The 19,910-nt window shown below is 69.6% G+C and carries 15 protein-coding genes and 2 pseudogenes; 13 read left to right on the top strand and 4 right to left on the bottom strand.

The window, feature by feature from the left end:
• Positions 1-156: 156 nt before the first annotated feature.
• The 4 genes and pseudogenes from GD748_RS19215 to lspA form a co-directional block, all read left to right on the top strand.
• Positions 157-1,758: pseudogene (locus GD748_RS19215) on the top strand (heavy metal translocating P-type ATPase); the annotation flags it as partial.
• Between the two features lie 143 nt (positions 1,759-1,901).
• Complete coding sequence (locus tag GD748_RS19220; protein WP_152196858.1) at positions 1,902-2,498, top strand: cadmium resistance transporter; 597 nt, start codon at positions 1,902-1,904, stop codon at positions 2,496-2,498.
• Between the two features lie 39 nt (positions 2,499-2,537).
• A complete protein-coding gene (locus GD748_RS19710) occupies positions 2,538-2,705 on the top strand; it encodes a hypothetical protein (RefSeq protein WP_193313039.1) in 168 nt (55 codons plus the stop codon).
• On the top strand, positions 2,702-3,202 hold the full coding sequence (lspA, locus tag GD748_RS19225; protein ID WP_152196859.1) for a signal peptidase II: 501 nt from the start codon (positions 2,702-2,704) through the stop codon (positions 3,200-3,202). The genes GD748_RS19710 and lspA overlap by 4 nt, the downstream gene beginning before the upstream one ends.
• A 355-nt stretch (positions 3,203-3,557) precedes the next feature.
• Here the strand turns inward: lspA and GD748_RS19230 are convergent, their stop codons facing one another.
• Positions 3,558-4,538: an arsenic resistance protein gene (locus GD748_RS19230; protein WP_193313040.1), complete on the bottom strand. Its 981-nt coding sequence runs from the start codon at positions 4,536-4,538 to the stop codon at positions 3,558-3,560.
• Between the two features lie 377 nt (positions 4,539-4,915).
• The gene (locus tag GD748_RS19235; RefSeq protein ID WP_152196860.1) at positions 4,916-5,494 is read right to left on the bottom strand and encodes a class I SAM-dependent methyltransferase; all 579 of its coding nucleotides are present in this window, start codon (positions 5,492-5,494) and stop codon (positions 4,916-4,918) included.
• A 344-nt stretch (positions 5,495-5,838) separates the two neighbouring features.
• Here GD748_RS19235 and GD748_RS19240 point away from each other — a divergent pair, with 344 nt between their 5' ends.
• The 4 genes from GD748_RS19240 (at position 5,839) to GD748_RS19720 (ending at position 9,937) form a co-directional block, all read left to right on the top strand.
• Positions 5,839-8,610 (top strand): multicopper oxidase domain-containing protein, encoded by a 2,772-nt coding sequence (locus tag GD748_RS19240; protein ID WP_226921670.1) that lies wholly within the window; start codon positions 5,839-5,841, stop codon positions 8,608-8,610.
• Between the two features lie 177 nt (positions 8,611-8,787).
• Complete coding sequence (locus GD748_RS19245; protein WP_226921672.1) at positions 8,788-9,291, top strand: hypothetical protein; 504 nt, start codon at positions 8,788-8,790, stop codon at positions 9,289-9,291.
• Between the two features lie 209 nt (positions 9,292-9,500).
• Positions 9,501-9,692: a hypothetical protein gene (locus tag GD748_RS19715; RefSeq protein WP_193313041.1), complete on the top strand. Its 192-nt coding sequence runs from the start codon at positions 9,501-9,503 to the stop codon at positions 9,690-9,692.
• Positions 9,693-9,784: 92 nt separating this feature from the next.
• Positions 9,785-9,937 carry a hypothetical protein gene (locus GD748_RS19720; RefSeq protein ID WP_193313042.1) on the top strand — a complete coding sequence of 51 codons (153 nt, stop codon included), beginning with the start codon at positions 9,785-9,787 and terminating at the stop codon, positions 9,935-9,937.
• A 183-nt stretch (positions 9,938-10,120) separates the two neighbouring features.
• Here GD748_RS19720 and GD748_RS19255 read toward each other — a convergent pair whose 3' ends face one another.
• Together GD748_RS19255 and GD748_RS19260 are read right to left on the bottom strand one after the other, a co-directional pair.
• Positions 10,121-10,864 carry a M56 family metallopeptidase gene (locus GD748_RS19255; protein WP_226921674.1) on the bottom strand — a complete coding sequence of 248 codons (744 nt, stop codon included), beginning with the start codon at positions 10,862-10,864 and terminating at the stop codon, positions 10,121-10,123.
• Between the two features lie 167 nt (positions 10,865-11,031).
• A complete protein-coding gene (locus GD748_RS19260; RefSeq protein WP_152196862.1) occupies positions 11,032-11,406 on the bottom strand; it encodes a BlaI/MecI/CopY family transcriptional regulator in 375 nt (124 codons plus the stop codon).
• 105 nt (positions 11,407-11,511) lie between these two features.
• Between GD748_RS19260 and GD748_RS19265 the strand changes: the two genes are divergently transcribed.
• The 5 genes and pseudogenes from GD748_RS19265 to GD748_RS19285 form a co-directional block, all read left to right on the top strand.
• Positions 11,512-12,990: a cytochrome ubiquinol oxidase subunit I gene (locus GD748_RS19265; protein WP_152196868.1), complete on the top strand. Its 1,479-nt coding sequence runs from the start codon at positions 11,512-11,514 to the stop codon at positions 12,988-12,990.
• A 19-nt stretch (positions 12,991-13,009) separates the two neighbouring features.
• Positions 13,010-14,011 (top strand): cytochrome d ubiquinol oxidase subunit II, encoded by a 1,002-nt coding sequence (cydB, locus tag GD748_RS19270; protein WP_226921677.1) that lies wholly within the window; start codon positions 13,010-13,012, stop codon positions 14,009-14,011.
• A 23-nt stretch (positions 14,012-14,034) separates the two neighbouring features.
• A complete protein-coding gene (gene cydC / locus GD748_RS19275) occupies positions 14,035-17,508 on the top strand; it encodes a thiol reductant ABC exporter subunit CydC (protein WP_226921680.1) in 3,474 nt (1,157 codons plus the stop codon).
• Positions 17,509-18,540: 1,032 nt separating this feature from the next.
• The gene (locus GD748_RS19280; protein ID WP_152196864.1) at positions 18,541-18,717 is read left to right on the top strand and encodes a helix-turn-helix transcriptional regulator; all 177 of its coding nucleotides are present in this window, start codon (positions 18,541-18,543) and stop codon (positions 18,715-18,717) included.
• A gap of 115 nt (positions 18,718-18,832) precedes the next feature.
• Positions 18,833-19,834: pseudogene (locus tag GD748_RS19285) on the top strand (IS256 family transposase); the annotation flags it as partial.
• Positions 19,835-19,910 lie beyond the last annotated feature (76 nt).

A 19,910-nucleotide genomic window follows, 5' to 3' on the forward strand; every position in this document is an offset into this window, starting at 1 on the left:
CCACCGGCGCCTGCACGGCGAGCTCGGCCACGTCCCGCCGGCCGAGTACGAGACGGAGTTCTGGGCCACCAGACCCGACCAGCACTACCCTGACAACCGCGTCCTCATCGAGGCCGGAACCAACTAACCGAGCCTCCACCAAACCCGGGGCGATTCAAGGAGTATTCCCTGGCCAAGACCCGTGGGGGTCTGCGCGCGCTGCTCTCCCTCGTCCCGGAGCGGGCGACCGTGCGCCGCGACGGCCTCGAGGTCGGCGTCGCCCCGGACGACCTGCTCGTCGGCGACGTCATGCTCGTCAAGCCAGGTGAGCGCCTGGCTACGGACGGGACCGTTCTCGCCGGGCACACCGCACTGGACGTCTCGGCCATCACCGGGGAGTCCGTGCCTGTCGAGGCAGGCCCGGGTGCCGAGGTCTACGCCGGCTCGATCAACGGCACCGGCGCCCTCGAGGTCGAGGTCACCACGACCGCGGAGAACAACTCCCTGGCGCGGATCGTCCACATCGTCGAGGCCGAGCAGTCCCGGAAGGGTGCGACCCAGCGCATGGCCGACAAGGTCGCCAAGCCGCTGGTACCCGGCATCATGATCCTCGCAGCCCTGATAGCCGTCATCGGCTCCCTCGCGGGCGACCCCGGGCTGTGGATCGAGCGGGCGCTGGTCGTCCTGGTTGCCGCGTCCCCGTGCGCCCTGGCGATCTCCGTCCCGGTCTCGGTGGTCTCCGCGGTCGGCGCCGGCAGCCGGTTCGGCGTGCTGATCAAGGGCGGGGCCGCGCTGGAGACCCTCGGGCGGATCCGCACGATCGCCCTGGACAAGACCGGGACTCTGACCGTGAACCGGCCGGCCGTCGTGGCGGTCGCCACGGCCGCGGGAGCCTCGCGCGAGGAGGTGCTCTCACTGGCCGCCGGCCTCGAGGCCCGCAGCGAGCACCCCCTTGCCCGCGCCGTCCTCGCCGCGGCGGAGAGCGTGCCGACGGCGGCCGACGTCGAGGCCGTCACCGGCGCCGGGCTGGCCGGCACCGTCGGCGCCCGTCGTGTGCGGCTGGGACGTCCAGGGTGGATCGACCCGGGCGGGCTCGGCGCCGAGGTCACCGGCATGCAGCAGGCCGGCGCCACCGCGGTGGTCCTCGAGGTCGACGGCCGGGTGCTCGGAGCCATCGCCGTGCGCGACGAGCTCCGGCCCGAGGCCCCCGAGGTCGTCGCGCGACTGGGCCGCGAGGGGTACACCGTGACGATGCTGACCGGCGACAACGCGGCTACCGCCCAGGCGCTGGCCGCCGAGGCCGGCATCACCACCGTGCACGCCGAGCTGCGCCCGGAGGACAAGTCCCGCCTCGTCGGGACGCTGCGCGCCCGGGGCGCCACGGCGATGGTCGGGGACGGCGTCAACGACGCCCCCGCGCTGGCCACCGCCGATCTCGGGGTGGCGATGGGTGCCATGGGCAGCGACGTGGCGATCGAGACCGCCGACGTGGCCCTGATGGGCGACGATCTGCGACTGCTGCCCCAGGCCCTCGCGCACGCGCGCCGTTCGCGGCGGATCATGCTCCAGAACGTCGGCCTGTCCCTGGCCCTGATCGGCGTCCTCATCCCGCTGGCGTTCGCCGGCGTCCTCGGGCTGGCCGCGGTGGTCCTGGTCCACGAGCTCGCCGAGGTCGTCGTCATCGCCAACGGCGTGCGCGCCGGCCGCTCGAAGGACCTGCGCACCATCACCGCGCCAGCGGGGGCGTCCACCGCGACGCCTGTCACCGCTGGCAGCTGACGGCACGGTCCGGCGGGCACCGCCTGTTGGCCCGTGCCGCTCCGGTTCGGGCGTGGCCGCACGCCCACGACCCGCTCTCTGTTGCCCGTTCCTCGCACCCCTCTCCCGGCACCAGCGCGGGCGCTTCCACCCGAAAGGCAGTCATGGAGCTACTGACCCCGGTCCTGCAGGCGATCGGCCTGTTCATGGCCACCAACGTCGACGACATCATCGTGCTGTCGTTGTTCTTCGCCCGCGGTGCCGGCATGCGCGGCACCACGGCGAAGATCATCGCCGGTCAGTATCTCGGCTTCGGCGCCATCCTCGTCGCGTCGGTGCTAGTCTCCCTGGGCGCGGCCACCTTCCTGCCGGAGGATGCGATCGCCTACTTCGGTCTCATCCCGCTCGCCCTGGGGCTCTACGCGGCCTGGAAGGCCTGGCGCGGGGACGATGACGACGACGAGAAGGTCGACGGCAAGGCGATCAGCGTGTGGACCGTCGCCGGTGTCACCTTCGCCAACGGCGGGGACAACATCGGCGTCTACGTCCCGGTCTTCGTCACCGTGGGCACCGGCGCGATCATCGCCTACTCGATCGTCTTCCTGGCCCTGGTCGCCGTGCTCGTCATGCTGGCGAAGTTCGTCGCCACCCGCAGGCCCATCGCGGAGGTCCTCGAGCGCTGGGAGCACGTCCTCTTCCCGCTCGTCCTTATCGGACTCGGCGTGGTCATCCTCGTCGAGGGCGGCGCCTTCGGCCTGTAAGGCCACCGACGACCTCGGCAAGCCCTCGAAGGAGCAGACGTGAGCCACTCTCACACCCACCTCACCCACCGCGGGCTGTCGGCAGTCGCGTCCAGGACCAACGCCACCGTCCGGCTCGTCGACATCGTCGGCGACGCCAAGGTCCTCCGGCCGGCCGCCCAGGCGGGCGAGGTCGACGCAACCAAGACAGCCGGAGAGTCCTCATGACAACGCGCGAGCCCACGAAGACGCTCCGGGTGACCCGGGCGCGGGCGTTCCTGGCCGTCACCATCACGCTGCTTTCCGCGCTCGACCTCGGGTTGAAGGCCTGGGCAGGCAGGGCACTGGCCGATGGTCAAGCCGTGGAGCTGGGGCCCGTCCAGCTGCGCCTGGGCTTCAACTCCGGGGTGGCGTTCAGCCTCGGCGCTAACCTGCCCGCCGGTGTCGTGCTCGGCGTGACCGGGCTGATCATCGTCGCGATGGCGATCTTCGCCTGGCGGGCTACCCGCACCGCGACGCTGCCCGCGCGGCTGGCGCTGGCCGCGATCCTGGCCGGCGCGGTGGCCAACCTGCTCGACCGGGCCGCCGACGGGGTGGTGACCGACTACCTGCACACCGGCTGGTTCCCCACCTTCAACCTGGCCGACGTATTCATCATTGCAGGTGCCGTGGCGCTGGTCCTGGTCAGCCTCACCGGCAGCGACAGGGCCGCGGACTCGGTATGACCAGCCACGGTGAACGCACGGCGTCTCACAAGTCCTGACAAAGGCACAACAGGTGAGGCGCAACGGCAAACGGCCCCGCGACCGGCATCTGGTCGGTGGGGCATCGCGCGTGTGCCGCGCGCTGCGCTCCGCCGGTCCTCGCCTTGATCGGGATCGCCGGCGGCGGCCTCGTGGCCCCCGCTGCGACTCTGGCTTTCGCGGTGTTCAGCTTCGCGCTCGTCGTCGCCGCAGCAACGCTGATCAGCCTCGTGCTGCGCCAGCGAGCGGGTGCGCATCCGCAGTCGTCGTGCGCCGACGGTGTCGCGTCGCACGTGGCCGGGCAGTCGGTCGGTGACGCGGCTGTACGCAAGGGCGCTCAGGAAATGGTGTGCTGTGTGCGGGGCTGTGGTACCAGTGCCGGGACGGCGCGCACGTAGATGACCATGCCGATCAGCTCGACAAGGGTTTGCGTCACGACGACGACGGGCACCAGCGACAACGAGCTCGGCAGAGCCAGCGCCAGGGGCAGCACCACCAGCGAGTTGCGGGTGGCACCGCTGAACATCAGTGCCCGCTGCGAGGCGACGTCGAGGCCGAACAGTTTGCCGGCTCCCACCCCGAGTAAGGCCATGGCGAGGAGGAATCCGGCGTAGATCGGCACCAGGACCAGCAGGTGCGGACCCTGGGCCACGACGACGCCGGCCTGCGAGGCGACCACGACGAACAGGGTCGCCATCATCAGCGGCACCATCAGTGCGAGCATGGACGACTGCACCCCGCGGCCTACCCGGTGCCGCTTGGCCAGGGCCTGCGTCACTGCAGCGGCGCTCAGCGGCAGCACGATCAGCAGCACGAACGCCTCCGCGAACGGACCAACCTCTACGGCCGCGACACCGTCGGGTCCGATGAACACCAGCAGGTAGACCGGCAGCAGAAGGATCTGGGCAAGCATCAGCAGCGGTGCTGCAGCCAACAGCCGCTCTGACGCGCCGCCGGCCAGACCGCTGAAGACGATGACGTAGTCGATACACGGAGTCAGCAGCACCAGCAGGACCCCGAACAGCAGCGCCGGCTGGTCGGCGACGAAGCGGGACAGCGCGTAGGCGACGGCGGGAACCGCGACGAAGTTGAGCACGAGCACTGCGGTGAGGAAGCGCCCATCGCGCAACACTCTGCCGATCGACGCAAAGGGAACCCCGAGGAACGTCGCGTACAGCAGCACTCCCAGGACGGGGGTGATGGCCCCCTCGAGGTGATGAGTGGGCGGCGCGAGCAGTCCCACGACCGCGCCGGCCGCGATAGCGGCGAGGTAGAGGGCGATCTGGCGGTGTTCCAGCCAGGCGACCAACGAGGTCATGCACACCAGTCCCAGAGCGTCGGACGAGACGTCGACAGAGGCACGGCTTCGACGCTAGACCGTCGAGCGGCTCGAAGGTCAAACCGCCCGGGCAGCTACCCCCTCAAGCGGGTGAAGGGTCGCCAGGTTCATCACCGTAGGTGCCGCGGCGCTGGTCCTGGTAACCACGAGCGCCGGGGTCGTGCCACGGACTCGGGATGATGTGTGAGAGTGAACCCACGGAGCCGGCGGGCTGCTCTGGCGAGGGGAACCACCGGTACCTTGCAGCACGTCGGGTGACCCATGCCGTGCGACCGAGATCCAAACAATGGCTGGAGACGTGGCCCGTACGTAGCCTGCGCTCGGCGGTCTTGGTCTATGCCGACCCCGGCTCTCGATCAGCTCTTCAAGGCGAGGAATCGCATGACCTGGCCCGCCCATCCGGTCCGCAAGGAGACATCGAGACCCATGTCTCGGACGGTGGTGGTGAGCTCCGCAGGCTGCAGGAGTTGGTGACGCGATCCGTCAACGAGATGGATCAGCTTGGCTGGCGGTGAGGCGGTCAGGTCGTAACCGATCAGCATGCCGCCCGGCTTGAGGACGCGAGACGCCTCTGCGAGGGCGGATTGCCAGTTCACGACGTGGTGCAGCATCAGGAAGCTGAGTACGAAGTCGAATGACGCGTCGTGGAAGTGCAGCGCCCTGGCGTCTGCCGGCTCCACGCTCACGCTGGTTCGTCGGAGGCGATCACGAGCTGCAGCGACCATGCGCTCGTCGATGTCGGTCAGCGTCACACGAACGCCGGGAGACCGGCGTAGCAGTGCCGCAGTCATTTCTCCGTTCCCCGCCCCGACTTCGAGCACGTCGCCGTTGACGTCTTGCCCTTGAAGAGCCCAGGGCAGGACGACGTCGCGGGCAAAACGGCCCCAGAGAGCACTACGGCAAAGTGCTGTCTCGATTCCGGACATCTTGGGCATTGGGAATCTCCGATCCAGAAACCGTCCATGCGCAGTGTCGCTTGCCAGCGCGACGGGAAATGACGACCAACGGCAAGGGCGAGGCTCCGGGCCCCTGGGAACACCTGCTCGGCGACAAGGACCAAGGTCCCGGTGTCAGTAAACTTGAATAAGTACGGTCATATCGTGAGTAAACCACCGTGGACAGATTTCGGAAGCCCAGGTGGCCCAGCGCCTCGCGTTCTTGCTCGGCGTCACCAGCTCAAGCCGGTCGGCACCGGCGACCACACCGCCTCCGTCCCGGCGGAACTTCCCGCACGGACCGCTTGCGGCCGCAGACCCACCCCCAGACATGAGGCGTCGTCATGACGATCCCGGTCGGCCCCCCGCCGGACGGCACCGCCCGCCCCGACGGCCTCGCACCTCGCGACGGCGCCGACGGCGTAACCCGTCCCGGCACCGGCGCACGCCCGGACCGGCCGGGCCTGAGCCGGCGCACCTGGCACGTACGGGCCCACGCGGTCGTCGTCGCGTGGCTGCTGGCCGCCGCCGTCGCGGCCGTCCTGCACCGGTGGCTGCCGGCGTCCACGTGGCTGATGACCCACCTCATGCTGCTCGGCGCCATCACCTCGGCGATCCTCATCTGGTCCAGCCACTTCGCCGACACCCTGCTCGGCCGCCCCGCACCGGGCGGGCAGCCGTTCATGGCGGCCCGCCTCGCGGCGCACACCCTCGGCGCGCTCGCCGTCATCGCCGGCATGATCACCGGCAACGATGCCATCCTCACGGCCGGTGCGGCGCTGGTGGCCCTGGTCGCCCTCGTGCACGGCGGGGTGATCCTGCGCCAGCGGCGCGGGGCGATCATGGCCCGCTTCGGCAAGCTCTCCCTGTTCTACGTCCTGGCCGTGACCTTCCTCGCCGTCGGGGCCGGCCTGGGCGTCCTGCTCGCCCGCGCCACCACCGACGCCGCCGTCCAGGCCCAGCTCTACCTCGCGCACGTGGCGACGATGCTGCTCGGGTTCGTCGGCCTGACGGTGCTCGGCACGCTGGTGGTGCTCTGGCCGACCATGCTGCGCACCAAGATGGTCCCCGGGGCTCCGTTCGCCGCGGGCCACGCGCTGTGGGTGCTCGTGGCCGGCGTGCTCCTGGTCGACGCCGCGGCCCTGGCGGGCCTGCGCCCGCTCGCCGCCGCCGGCGCCCTGGTGTACCTGGCCGGCATCGCGCTGCTGGCCCGCCCCATGGTCACCATCGCCCGCACCAAGGCGCCCACGTCCTTCGCGACCCTCTCGGCGGCCGCCGCCGTGGCGTGGTTCGCGTTCTGCGTGGCCGCGCTCGGCGTGGTCGTGGCCACCGCGCCCACGTGGCCCGTCGCCGTCGACGACCTCGGTGTCCTCCTGGCTCCCTTCGCGGCCGGCTTCGCCGGGCAGGTGCTGCTCGGCGCCCTGAGCTACCTGGCGCCCGTCATGCTCGGCGGCGGGCCGTCGGTGGTCCGCGCCGTCAACGAGGAGATGGACCGTGCCGCCGGCGCCCGGGTGGTCACGCTCAACCTGTGCCTGGTCCTGTTCGTCCTGCCGCTGCCCTCCCTGGTGCAGGTCACCACATCCATGCTCGGCCTGGCGGTCATGGTGACCTTCCTGGTGCTGCTGGCTCGCGCCGGCCTCGCCCGGCGGCGCGCCCTGCGCCGCGACGACGACCTCGTCACCGGCGGGCTGCGCGTCGGGCCGCCGCCGGTGCGCCGCCGCCTCGGCGGAGCCTGGGGCGTCGGCGCCGTGGCGCTCGCGGTAGTCCTCGGTGTGGCCGGCGACCCGGCCGCCGCCGGGCTGGGGGCGTCCTCGGCGTCCGCCGACGCCGCCGCCACCGGGGAGACGACCACGCTCCAGGTGCAGATCGAGGGCATGCGGTTCACGCCGTCGGTGATCGAGGTGCCGGCCGGCAACCAGCTGGTGATCGAGCTGACCAACACCGGGGAGGACGTGCACGACCTCGTCCTCGAGACCGGCGCCACCACCGATCGGCTCGGCGTAGGGGACACCGCCACGGTAGAAGTAGGCGTGGTCGGCCGTGACCTCGCGGGCTGGTGCTCGGTGGCCGGGCACCGGCAGATGGGCATGACACTGGACATCGTCGCCGTCGGCGCCGCGCCCGTGGCGTCCGGGGACGCCGGTGAGGCGCCTGCCTCCGCCGCCGGTGACGCCATGGCGGACATGGACCACGGCTCCTCGACCGGGACCGGGACCTCGGCGGCCGAACTGCTGGACCTGCAGGCCGCTCCGGGGGCGGGTTTCGAGGCCCGCGACGCCACGCTGCGGCCCGCGCCGGAGACGAACGTGCACGAGGTGACCCTCACGGTGGGCGAGCTGGAGGCCGAGGTGGCGCCCGGGGTGACGCAGGAGCGGTGGACCTTCGGCGGATCGGCGCCAGGCCCGATCTTGCGGGGCAAGGTCGGCGACCGCTTCGAGATCACCCTGGTCAACGACGGCACGATCGGGCACTCCATCGACTTCCACGCCGGGGCGCTCGCGCCGGACGGGCCCATGCGGACGATTCCAGCAGGCGAGTCGCTGACTTTCGGCTTCACCGCCACCCGTAGCGGCATCTGGATGTACCACTGCTCGACCACGCCGCTGTCCATGCACATCGCCAACGGCATGTTCGGCGCGGTCATCATCGACCCGCCCAACCTTTCCGAGGTGGACCGGGAGTACGTGCTCGTCCAGTCCGAGGTGTACCTCGGCGAGGTGGGCGGCCCTGCCGACGCTGCGAAGATCGCCGCCGAGGATCCCGACCTGGTGGTCTTCAACGGCTACGCCAATCAGTACGACCACGACCGCCTGCCCGCGCGGGTGGGGGAGACGGTACGGGTGTGGCTGCTCGACGCAGGCCCCTCCCGCGACGGCGCCTTCCATGTGATCGGCGGCCAGTTCGATACCGTCTACACCGAGGGGGCTTACGTCCTCGGCGGGCCGGACGACGCCGGCGGCGACCCGACCGGTGGCGCCCAGGTACTGCCCCTGGTTGCCGGGCAGGGCGGGTTCGTCGAGCTGTCCTTCCCGGAGGCCGGCAACTACCCCTTCGTCAACCACGCCATGGTCGACGCCGAGCGCGGCGCCCACGGCTTCTTCACGGTGACCGAGTAGCGGGACGGGCGGGGTTGCGAGAACAGGGCGGTTGCCTCGAACCATAGGTTGCCGGGGTGGCGAGCGTGGCGGCACGGGCCACTCGGAGTGACCACCGGCGGCGGCGACTGCCGGTTCCGCCCGGGGGTGCGAGAGGAGTCGGCACCAACCGTTTCATGCAGACGAAAGGAATGGGAGATGAGCGGTGAATTGCGCATCGATGCCGCGGCAGGTGAGGTGATCGCCCCGTCCAGATGGAGGGCCATGAGAACTTTCGTGCTCGTCGGGTCGATGGCCGTCATCGCCGGCGGGCTTGTCGCTGCGGTCACCGGCCCCGCAAGCCTCGCCGATGGTTCGTGGGCCGCAGCTTATCTGGTCCTGGTCGCTGGTGTGGGCCAGGTCGCACTGGGCGTTGGACAAGCTGTGCTCGCCGCCGTTGTCCCATCCGGCAGGCGTCGCGGGTGGGAGCTCCTCCTGTACAACGTCGCCAACACCGCGGTGCTCCTCGGCACCGTGATCGATACGGTCCCGCTCGTCATGGCGGGCGGGGTGATTCTCCTCGTGGCGCTCCTGCTGTTTCTCTCGGGTGTCCGCCGCACGCATGCGCATCGTTGGCAGCTCGTCGGGTACAGAATGCTCCTTTCCCTGCTGGCGGCGAGCATCCCGGTCGGGTTGGTACTGGCGGTCCTGCGCCACGGCTGAGGGACGCACCGGCACTCCGTGACCGAACCGATGGCTACCGTTGTGAGGCGCAGCGGGGCCGCTGCCGCCTCCACATCGGCGGCCGACGAGTTCTCGTCGGGCCCCTGCCGGTGAGGCCGCCCCGTCGCTCTGCCGCTGGCCCATCGGCTCCTTCCGCGGGCAGGCGGTACAGGGCCGGCACGCCCCCGGCCGGGATCGAACCGGGAGGCGTGGCCGCCAGCCTGGACGACGCCGACGGCGTCGCGCAGGTCCACGACTTGCACCTGGGGACCCTCACCTCCGGGATGAGCCTCGCCACCGCTCACCTTGTCGCCACGGCCGGTGCCGATCACCAACGGTACTCGACGGTGCACGGAACGCGCTGCGGGAACCTTGACGGCATCGTGCGCACCACACCCTAGGTCGGCCAGGCGAGCACCGTGGCTGCCAGGACGTGACCTGGTGACAACTGACGTGTGGTGGACCAGCAACACCACGCGGTGGTGGTGCAACGATGAAGGCGACCGCGCGGATCGGAGAACATCAGATGCCGGAGAAGAAGAGCAAGCGCCCTCGCTCGAGCCTTGGTTTTCGGCTGTCGTTGCTTGGGATGGGCGTCGTCGTCGCCGGCTACCTCGTCATGATCGCCCTCATGCTGCTGCGGTGACACGCTCTCATGCGCCCTCCGGCCACAGGTGCCCAGAAGCGGGGCGGGCGTGACGAGCGCGCCGCGTCAGTATCGACGCATCGGCTCGACACGGGCCTCGCGATCGCACACCACAGCGATCGATTGATGTATCGGCCCGGCGGCGGCTGTGATCGGGTGCCTGCAGAGGTAGCGATCAGCGCGTCAGAAGCCAGCAGCCGTCAGCGCGCTGGTCAACCATGGCGTGACCACCGTGATCGTCGGTGTGGCGAGGATCGCGACTGACGCGCCGTAGGTGAGAACGCTCAAGAGACGAGCAGAGATCCGTTCTGTTTCTGTGTCTGAGGGATCGTCCAGTCGTCGGCGGCGCGCCGTCACTTCCGCAGGGTTCGCGGTGTACGAGAGCTTGTCGAGCGCCTGGTGCAGCCGCGCCGCGCCAACTCGTCGAGCGGCGTCGTCATCCGCGAGCATCTCCAACAGCTGGTTGACGGCGTCGAGGGCGGCCCTGCTTCGGACAAACCTGGGGAAGGCCACGTGCAAGGCGGTGAATGCCTCGAGCACGAGGTCGTGCCGGGCCCGCAGGTGCGCGCGCTCGTGGGCGACCACGGCAGCGGTCTGGTCCGGCGAGAGCAGCTTCAGGGTGCCGGCGCTGAGCACAACCCGCGGCGTCCGGCCGGGCACGCAGTAGGCCAGCGGCACGTCTCCGGAGAGTACGTGGAGTTGCAGATCAGCCGGGCTGGCCGTCTCGAGCAGGTCGAGCATGTCACGCTGGCGCTGGCGCCTGCTCCGAGTGTTCAGGCCGAGTCTGATGACGACTATGCCCAACCTCACGACGATGGTGGCAGCCAGCAAGAAAGCGATGGCGGCCGCGACCATGACCTCGGCCCGCCATGCGATCTCGGCGTGGCCAGTGAGGTGGCGCAGCACTTCCTCGGGTGTGGCGAGCACGCTGCCGATCGCTGCGAGGACGGCGGCCAGGGCGACCGCTTGCCATAGCACCAGTGCGGCCCGTGGAACGCGATGTGGCCACCTGCTGCGGGACAGTGCGATTGGTACCGGTCCCGACAGGACGATAGCCAGTAGGGCGAGCAGCAACCCGGCCACGGCCGTACCGGTCAGGTGGCCGGGTCGGTGGGCGTGCGGGAGAGCGCGGCGCGGATGGCCGCAGCCTCTCGAGGGCTCACCTGCCCGACGAAGTGCTGCAGCGCGGCCTCGCGGTTCCCCAGGTCGCTGCCCGTCCGCAGGGCGTCCAGCATGAGTTCAGCGGTCATCTCTTCGCGGTTACGCACCGGTGAGTACCGGTAGGCGCGCCCGTGCCGTTCCTGGTGCACCACGCCCTTCTTGGCCAGGCGCCCGAGGACCGTCATCACGGTCGTGTACGCCAATGATCTTTCCGGACCCAGGCTGGTGTGCACTTCCCGCACTGTCCGCGGCGTGTCAGCGCCCCACAGTGCGGCCATCACGGCCTTCTCCAACTCGCCCATCGCCATGTGAGCAGAGTAACGCAGCTCTACGACAACCTCAGTACTACGACGTGTAGTGTCTACTACGCCATGTAGGACATTGGTCCCTCGTACAGGAGGCGCGTCGTGGATATCGGCACGGTGGACATCTCACGGCTGCAGTTCGCGGTGGTGACCGTCTACCACTACTTCTTCGTCCCGCTCTCTATCGCCCTGGCGGCCGCCACGGCAGGTTTACAGACCGCCTGGTTGCTTACCGGCAAGCAGGCCTACCGCGATCTGACGATGCTGGTCGGCAAGCTGCTGATGGTCACCTTCGCCGTCGGCGTGGTGACCGGACTGGTCCAGGAGTTCCAGTTCGGCTTGTCCTGGAGCGCGTTTGCGCGGTTCTACGGCGATGTGTTCGGACCGACGCTGGCCATCGAGGGAATGCTTGCCTTCTTCCTGGAGGCGACCTTCCTCGGGCTGTGGTTCTTCGGCTGGGATCGCCTGCCCCAGAAGGTGCACCTGGCCACCATCTGGATCGTGGCGGTGGGCACCACCATCTCCGCGTTCGTCATCCTGGCGGCCAACTCGTTCATGCAGAACCCGGTGGCCTACACAGTCGACCCCGAGACCGGGCGTGCCGAGTTGAGCAGCTTCCGTGACCTGCTGCTCAATGAGGTGAATCTCGCGGCCTTCCCCCACACGATGGCCGGCGCGGCGATGGTCGGAGGGGCGTTGCTGCTGGCCATCGGGGCCTGGCGGGCCTGGGGCCACAGCGCTACGCCGGCACATCGCGATCGCGACGCGTGGCGGCTGCTGGCACGGCTGGGGGCGTGGATCACCCTGATCGGCGGCGCTGCGGTGGCGGTGACCGGAGATGTGCTGGGGAAGGTCATCACCAGCGTGCAGCCGATGAAGATGGCTGCCGCCGAGGCGCTGTACACCACCCAGACCGGCGCACCGTTCTCGATATTCGCCCTCGGCTCCCCAGGCTCGCCTGAACCGTTCTTCTCCATCGACATCCCCTACCTGCTGTCCGTCCTCGCGGTCGGCGACCCCAACGCACCGGTACAGGGCCTTGCCGAGCTGCAAAGTCAGTACGCCGAGCTGTACGGCCCCGGCGACTACATACCGTGGATCCCCGTCGCCTACTGGACCTTCCGCCTGATGATCGGGTTCGGGATGCTGGCCACGGCGATCGCCCTGGTCGTCCTGCTCAAGACCCGGCGCCAACGCGAACTCGACTCCTCCTCATCCCTGGGGCGCTGGACCCTGCGCTTGCTGCCACTGGTTCCAGTGATGCCGATGGCCGCGAACACGTTGGGCTGGATCTTCACCGAGACCGCCCGTCAGCCCTGGTTGGTCTTTGGTCTGTTCCGCACCGAGGACGGCGTCTCCCCAGGCCTGACGTCCACCGAGGCACTCCTGTCCTTGACCGGGTTCACCGCGGTGTACGCAGTGCTCGCAGTGGTCTGGGTGCGCCTGGTGGGCCACCTGGCTCGCCTGGACCTGTCCGCACCACATGACCAATCTGACGACGGTGCCGCACAGCCGGGACCAGCGGAGGTACACGACGCGCGCATACCGCGGCCTGACCGCACCGCGCCGCCGGCGCCCAGCTACTGATTGCCCGGAGAGGAAGACGATGGATCTGCCCACGCTGTGGTTCGCGCTGATCGTGCTGTGTTGGGTGCTGTTCTTCGTGCTGGAGGGCTTCGACTTCGGTGTCGGGATACTCGCCCCAGCCCTGGGCCGGGACACCCACCAGCGCGGCGCCGCCCTGGCCACCATCGGCCCGGTCTGGGACGGCAACGAGGTCTGGCTGGTCGCGGCCATCGGGGCGACCTTTGCCGCCTTCCCCAACTGGTATGCGGCGTTGCTGTCGGGCTTGTACTTGCCGATGGTCATCATCCTGCTGGCCCTGGCCGGCCGCGGGGTCGCCCTGGAGTTCCGGGGCAAGAAGGACGACGCCGCATGGCGCCGCCGGTGCGACCAGGCCCTGGCCACCTGCTCGCTGCTGTCCGCGGCCGCCTTCGGGGCCGTGCTCGGCGTACTGCCCGGCGGACTGGCGATCGGGCCGGATGGTGAAGTGGTCGCCGACGCTGCCGGTGCCCTGGCCCGCACCTTGGGGGTACTGGCCCAGCCCGGGGCACTGCTGGGAGCTGGTGCCGGGGTGGTGGTTGCCTGCCTGCTGGGTGGGGCCTACTTGGCGCTGCGCACCACTGGACCGGTCCGTGAGCGAGCCCGGGCGCTCGTGCCCCCGCTGGCAGCAGTGCTGGCCGCGCTGGTGGTGCTCGGAGGACTGACCGGTACGGTCGGCTGGTTGCCGGCCGCCGCGGCGGTCGCGCTGCTTGTCCTGGTCACACTTGCCGCCCGGTACCGCCGTGAGGGCTGGGCCTTTGGTATCTGTAGCGTGCTGGTCGCGACCGTGGTGGTGGTCGCCTTCGCTGCTTCCGTGCCGGTGCTCCTGCCCAGCACGTTGGACCCCGCATGGTCACTGACCCTGCAGGGAGCCGCGGCCAGCGACACGGCGCTGAGCACCATCACGGTCGCGGGTGTGGTCATCCTGCCCGGAGTGCTCGCCTATCAAGCCTTCGCCTACTGGGTCTTCCGGCGACGTGTGACCAGCGAGCGGGCGGCGACTTGAGCCGCGGCCCGGTCGATGCGAGGTTGCTTCGGCTCTCGCGCCCCGCCGCCGGCCCGATCAGTGTCCTGACGGTACTTTCCTTACTGTCCGCTGCGGTCCCTGTCGCCACGGCACTGGCTGCTGCCCACCTCGTGATACAGGTACTGACCGCAGGGGCCGAGGCGATGGTGCCCGCGCTCGCGCCACTGGGGGCCTGCTTGGCCGTGCGGGCACTGATCGACTGGCTGCAACCACTCGTGGCACACGTCGCGTCCTCCCGGGTCATCAGCGCGGTGCGCACCCGCGGCCTGGACCGGATCGAACAGCACGGCCCAGCCTGGCTGGCCAGCGCTGGCGCAGGGCCCCACCCCCTCGATATCGGCACCGTACTGTCCACCGGCCTGGATCCGTTGCGGTCCTGGTTCTCCGGGTACCTGCCCTCGGTGGTGGTGGCCGCCGTACTGCCTGCCGGCGTACTAGCCGCAATGACCCTCATCGATGTGCCCTCGGCGCTCGTCGTCCTGCTCACCCTGCCACTCGTGCCGACCTTCGCCGCACTCCTCGGGTGGGCCACCCAGCAGCAGGCTCAGCGACAGTACGAGGCGGGCGGGCGGTTGGCCGGGTACTTCTTGGACGTCGTTCGAGGCCTCCCCACCCTGAAACTGGTCAACCGAGCCGAGCGGCAGGTCGGCGCCGTGCAGGAGGTCACCGAGCAACACCGGGGCGCCACCATGAAAGTCCTCGCAGTCGCCTTCTTGTCCTCCACCGCACTGGACCTGATCGCCACCATCTCCGTGGGTCTGGTCGCAGTAGAGGCCGGTGTACGTCTGGCCCAGGGCGAGATGGGCCTATGGCCGGCCCTGGCCGTCATCCTGCTCACCCCCGAGGCCTACCGGCCACTGCGCGAGGCAGGAGCCCAGTTCCACGACAGCGCCCAAGCCAGCGCGGTGGCTGACCAGCTCGAGCAGCTCTTCGGCAAGGACTTACCGGGCGCTCCATACCCCCGATCAATGGCCGGTCACCGCGCTGAGCCTCCCCTGAGTCCGGATCAGCATGGCCAGCCGGCCGGGCACCCGGCCCCGGTCCTGCTGAGCGCCAGGGGCCTGGCGGTCCACTACCCCGGCCGCCGGGCAAGGGCCCTGGAGCTGCCTGAGCTGGACCTGCGCCGCGGTGAGCTGCTCGCGGTGACCGGGCCCTCCGGCGGGGGCAAGTCCACCTTGTTGCGGGTCCTGGCCGGAGCCCAGGACAGCCAGAGCGGGCAGGTCCGCGTGGTGACCGGCATGGGTGGTGAGCCGGCCGTGGAGTACCTCCCGCAACGGCCCACCTTGCCCCAGGCGCGCACCGTGGCCGAGGCATTGCGGCGAGAGCCGGGCGAGGTGGTCCCCGACCATGACCTCATCGAGGCATTGGGAGTTGTTGGGCTCCGGGCTGAGGACCTGTCCCAGGGGTTGAGCACACCGTTGGGAGACGATGGTCAGGGGCTGTCGGCCGGTCAGCATCAGCGCATCGCTCTGGCGCGGGCGCTGCGGGTGGGCAAGGAGCACCTGGCCCACCAGCGCGACGTCATCCTTCTGCTGGATGAGCCGACCGCGCACCTGGACCCGGTGGCCGAGCGCATCGTCGTCCACGAACTCGGTCAGCTGGCCCAGCGCGGTGGCACGATCCTGGCTGCGGCGCACCGAGCGGCGCTGGTCCACGCAGCGTCGCGGGTCATCGACCTGCAGCGCCCCGCACCCGCCGTTGAGAACTCAGCCGCTCATCACGGCGAGATGGTCGGTGCGCCCGTCGAGCCCCAGGTCGGCGGCCTGTCGCCGCTGACCCAAAGCATCCGGGGCTGGTGGTCTCGCCGCTCAGCCCAGGTCCGGTACATCATCTCAGTAGCCCTGGGCGCCGGTTCGCTGCTGGCCGGGGTGGCCCTGACCGCGGCTGCCAGCTGGATGATCATCCGGGCGGCCGACCAACCGCCGATCCTGACGCTGTCGTTGGCCGCGGTAGCGGTACGAGCTTGCGCGATCGCCCGGCCACTGCTGCGCTACCTGGAACGGCTCACCGCGCACGACACCGGTCTGAGCCAACTGGCCCAGTGGCGCTCGGGGGTCGTGGCAGATCTGATTCCCCGCGTGCCCGGCACCCTGACGCCACGGCGAGGGTCACTGCTGAGCCGGGTGGTCGATGACGTCGACCTGCGGCTATCGGGGCTGATCCGCGGTCGTCTACCGCTGGCCGCGGCAGGCACGGCCCTCCTCGTCATCGTCCTGGCGACGTACTGGCTGCTGCCGCAGGCGGTTCTGCCTCTGGCCGGTGGCCTGCTGGTCAGTGCCGTGCTGGCGCCACTGGTCGAGGCCCGGACGGCCCACCGCAGGGAGAGCCGGCGCGTCCAGGCCCGCTCGGACCTCCTGGAGACCGTGGTCCAAGTACTCGAAGGCGCTGAGGAGCTCAACGGGCAGCGCGGATCCCACCTCCGTGCGGCTGTGAGCATCCGCGCCGCACAGTTGGACGCGGCCGAACAGCGCGTGGCACGCGCCCAGGGCCTATCCGCGGCCCTCGCCCAAGTCGGGCTCGGGGCCACCATCCTCGCCATGGCCGGGGTGGCCGCCGCGGCCTGGCGAGACGGGCAGATCAGCACCGAGGTCGTCGGCGTGCTCATCCTGGGAACTCTCGCCCTGGGCGAGGCGGCGTTGGCCGTCCTGCCCGCCGTCCGGGCGATCGTCCTGGGCCGGTGGGCCCAGGACCGGCTGACCGCCCTACGCTCGATTCCGCCAGCTGCCACGGACCCCGACAACGCCTACACGTGGACCCTCGCAGGGCCTTTAGAAGTCGAGCTGCGGGCGGTGCGCGCCGGCTGGGACCCGGCAAAGCCCGCATTACGCAACTTGGACCTGCACCTCGAACCGGGCAAGGCAGTACTCATCCACGGCAAGTCAGGCGCAGGCAAGTCGACCCTGGCGGCCCTCCTGCTCCGGGTGCTGGACCCGGTCGCGGGCACGATCACGCTCAGCGGCCTGCACACCACACAGCTCGCTGGCCAGGTGGTGCGTGACCGGGTGGCACTGGCCGGGCAGTACGGCCACATCTTTGCCACCACCCTTCGGGAGAACCTTCGCCTGGCACAGCCACGCGCCACCGACAACGCGCTGCTGGCCGTGCTCGACCAGGCACAGCTACGGGACTGGTTCACCACCCTGGGACACGGCTTGGACACCTGGCTGGACTCCGGTGGACGAGTGATGTCCGGCGGCGAACGAAAGCGCCTCACCATCGCCCGGGCGCTGCTGCGCGACCCCGATGTTCTTGTGCTGGACGAACCCACCGAAGGCTTGGACAAGGACACTGCGGAGACACTGATGCGCACACTACTTACCGACACCGCGGGCAGGCGACGAAACGTCATCGTCCTCACGCACCTGGATCACGGAATGGAGATGATCGACGACCGCCGGCAACTATCTGACGGCCAGCTCAGCTCGTCGAACAACCACCAGCCGCCAGTGGAGCTCGCACCGCTCATCCACTCCTAGCTCCGTCCCGCACCCGAGCGAGATCGACACCGAGCACCATCCTTGGAGCAGATCGCGGGCCCGGTGGTCTTCGTCTTCCAACATGCCCGTTCGCTCTCAGAAAAGTCGTTAGAGAGCCCAAAGCCGGGAGCCGAACCGCCACCGCTACGGCCGCTACCTTGTCGACCTGTTCGCTGAGCGTGCGGCGTACCAGTGAGGCTTCGCCTCTGACCGCCGAGCGGTGGGGCTGGCCTGGCGGGGACGGTGCGCTCAGGCTTGTTGTCATGGGCTTCTTTCGTGACGGTCAACGATCTGCTCGATGGTCACGTCGCGCTGGAGGTGGTGTGCCTGCACCGGGTCCATCTCAACAGGAACCACATCGCCAATTACGCCGACCACCCCGCCTGCCAACCGCGGCATAAAAAGTCAAGACTGCCGTCAGAGTTCTACCGGCCAAGGGTCGCTACCGACCAAGGGGTCGCTAGGAGTGTGAGCCGTGGTGCGGTATCCGACCTTCCGACGGCGAGATTCGGGCGAGTTCTCACGGTGGACGAGTTCGTGCCACCGTTGTGCCACGGAATGGTTCTCGTGCCACGGTTATGCCACGGTTCCAATGGGCTCTAATGGTCACGTTGCGTCGCCTTCGACAGCTCTGGGAGACTTGGGCCGGAGGGGTGGAAACCGCGAGATTCCGTAGTTTCCGGCCCTTCGTACATTAGACTCCAAGCCGCCTCGGCTGGGCGGAGCAGCGGCTGGACTGCCGCGAGAAGGTCGGGGGTTCGAATCCCCCTAGCTCCACCCGGTGAAGGCCGCTGAACCGCACGAAAGTGCAGGTCAGCGGCTTTCTACATTCCAGCCAGGACGCCGACATGAAGGACGGTGACCTGCGAATGCCACGCTTTGTGCCACGGAATGATCCGCAACCAGGGCGTGCGGTTGGGCATGTTCGGCCGGTGTGCCACGCACACCTAACGGGCATGACCGAGCACATCGAGACCCCAGAGCCGCTCGCCCGGACACCCTTGTGGACGCTCGACGAGCTGTGCGCCAAGCTTGCACACCTCCACACGCACCGTCCACGCCTGGCGACGAGCCGGCACGGCGCCGAGGGCGTACAAGATCGGCAAGCACTTGATGTTCGAGGAAGCCGACATCCGTGCCTGGCTCGAGGCCAGGCAGACGGCAAGCACGACCGCCGACCTCGCCGCCAGCGAGGCAAGAGACAGTTGAGTCCTGCAGAGTGGTGTACCGGTAGCTCGGTGAGCGTGTCGTCGTAGACGAGGGCGGTCACCGCGTGATCCTTCGAGTGAACCTTCCAAAGCACTCTCGAAAAGGACCAACCGCGATGACCGCTCCTTCAAGTATCGACCCTGCCCAGTTCCTGCACGAACACCTGACGCAGGCGTCGCCGGATCTGCTGCGGCAGATGCTGACCACGTTCATCAATACCCTGCTCTCCGCCGACGCCGATGCCGTGTGCGGCGCGGGTTGGGGCGAGGTCTCCGACGAGCGGGTCAACCGGCGCAACGGCTACCGCCACCGCGACTTCGACACCCGTGCGGGCACCATCGACGTCGCGATCCCGAAGCTGCGTTCGGGCACGTACTTCCCCGAGTGGCTCCTGCAGCGGCGCCGCCGCGCCGAGGCGGCCCTGACCTCGGTGATCGCGACCTGCTACCTCCTGGGCGTGAGCACGCGGCGGATGGACAAGCTCGTCCAGACGCTGGGGATCACGGGCCTGTCGAGGTCTCAGGTCTCGGTGATGGCCAAGGACCTCGACGCCCAGGTCGAGGACTTCCGCACCCGGCCGCTGGATGCCGGCCCCTACACCTTCGTCGCCGCGGACGCCCTGACGATGCGGGTGCGTGAAGGGGGCCGGGTGGTCAAGGTCGCGGTCATGGTCGCCACCGGCGTCAACGCCGACGGCCACCGCGAGGTCCTCGGGGTCCAGGTCGCCACCGCCGAGTCCGGCGCGGGCTGGCTGGGGTTCTTCCGCGATCTCGTCGCCCGTGGCCTGAGCGGGGTCAGGCTCGTGACCTCAGACGCCCACCAGGGCCTGGTCGAGGCCATCGGGGCGTGCCTGCCCGGGGCGTCGTGGCAGCGGTGCCGCACTCACTACTCGGCGAACCTGATGGCCAAGTGCCCCAAGGCGTCCTGGCCGGCCGTGAAGGCCATGCTGCACTCGGTCTACGACCAGCCCGCCGCGAAGGACGTCCACGCCCAGTTCGACAAGCTCCTCGATGCCGTGGCGACCCAGCTGCCCGACGTCCACGCCCACCTCGACGAGGCCCGCGGAGACATCCTGGCCTTTACCGGCTTCCCGAAGGATGAATCGCCCCGGGTTTGGTGGAGGCTCGGTTAGTTGGTTCCGGCCTCGATGAGGACGCGGTTGTCAGGGTAGTGCTGGTCGGGTCTGGTGGCCC

The sequence above is a fragment of the Georgenia subflava genome (assembly GCF_009193155.1).
Lineage (GTDB): Bacteria > Actinomycetota > Actinomycetes > Actinomycetales > Actinomycetaceae > Georgenia > Georgenia subflava.

Coding starts and splice junctions, on each gene's coding strand:
- GD748_RS19220 (WP_152196858.1), top strand. CDS start 1,902: ATGGAGCTACTGACCCCGGTCCTGCAGGCGATCGGCCTGTTCATGGCC.
- lspA (WP_152196859.1), top strand. CDS start 2,702: ATGACAACGCGCGAGCCCACGAAGACGCTCCGGGTGACCCGGGCGCGG.
- GD748_RS19230 (WP_193313040.1), bottom strand. CDS start 4,538: ATGACCTCGTTGGTCGCCTGGCTGGAACACCGCCAGATCGCCCTCTAC.
- GD748_RS19235 (WP_152196860.1), bottom strand. CDS start 5,494: ATGCCCAAGATGTCCGGAATCGAGACAGCACTTTGCCGTAGTGCTCTC.
- GD748_RS19240 (WP_226921670.1), top strand. CDS start 5,839: ATGACGATCCCGGTCGGCCCCCCGCCGGACGGCACCGCCCGCCCCGAC.
- GD748_RS19245 (WP_226921672.1), top strand. CDS start 8,788: ATGAGCGGTGAATTGCGCATCGATGCCGCGGCAGGTGAGGTGATCGCC.
- GD748_RS19720 (WP_193313042.1), top strand. CDS start 9,785: ATGAAGGCGACCGCGCGGATCGGAGAACATCAGATGCCGGAGAAGAAG.
- GD748_RS19260 (WP_152196862.1), bottom strand. CDS start 11,406: ATGGCGATGGGCGAGTTGGAGAAGGCCGTGATGGCCGCACTGTGGGGC.
- cydB (WP_226921677.1), top strand. CDS start 13,010: ATGGATCTGCCCACGCTGTGGTTCGCGCTGATCGTGCTGTGTTGGGTG.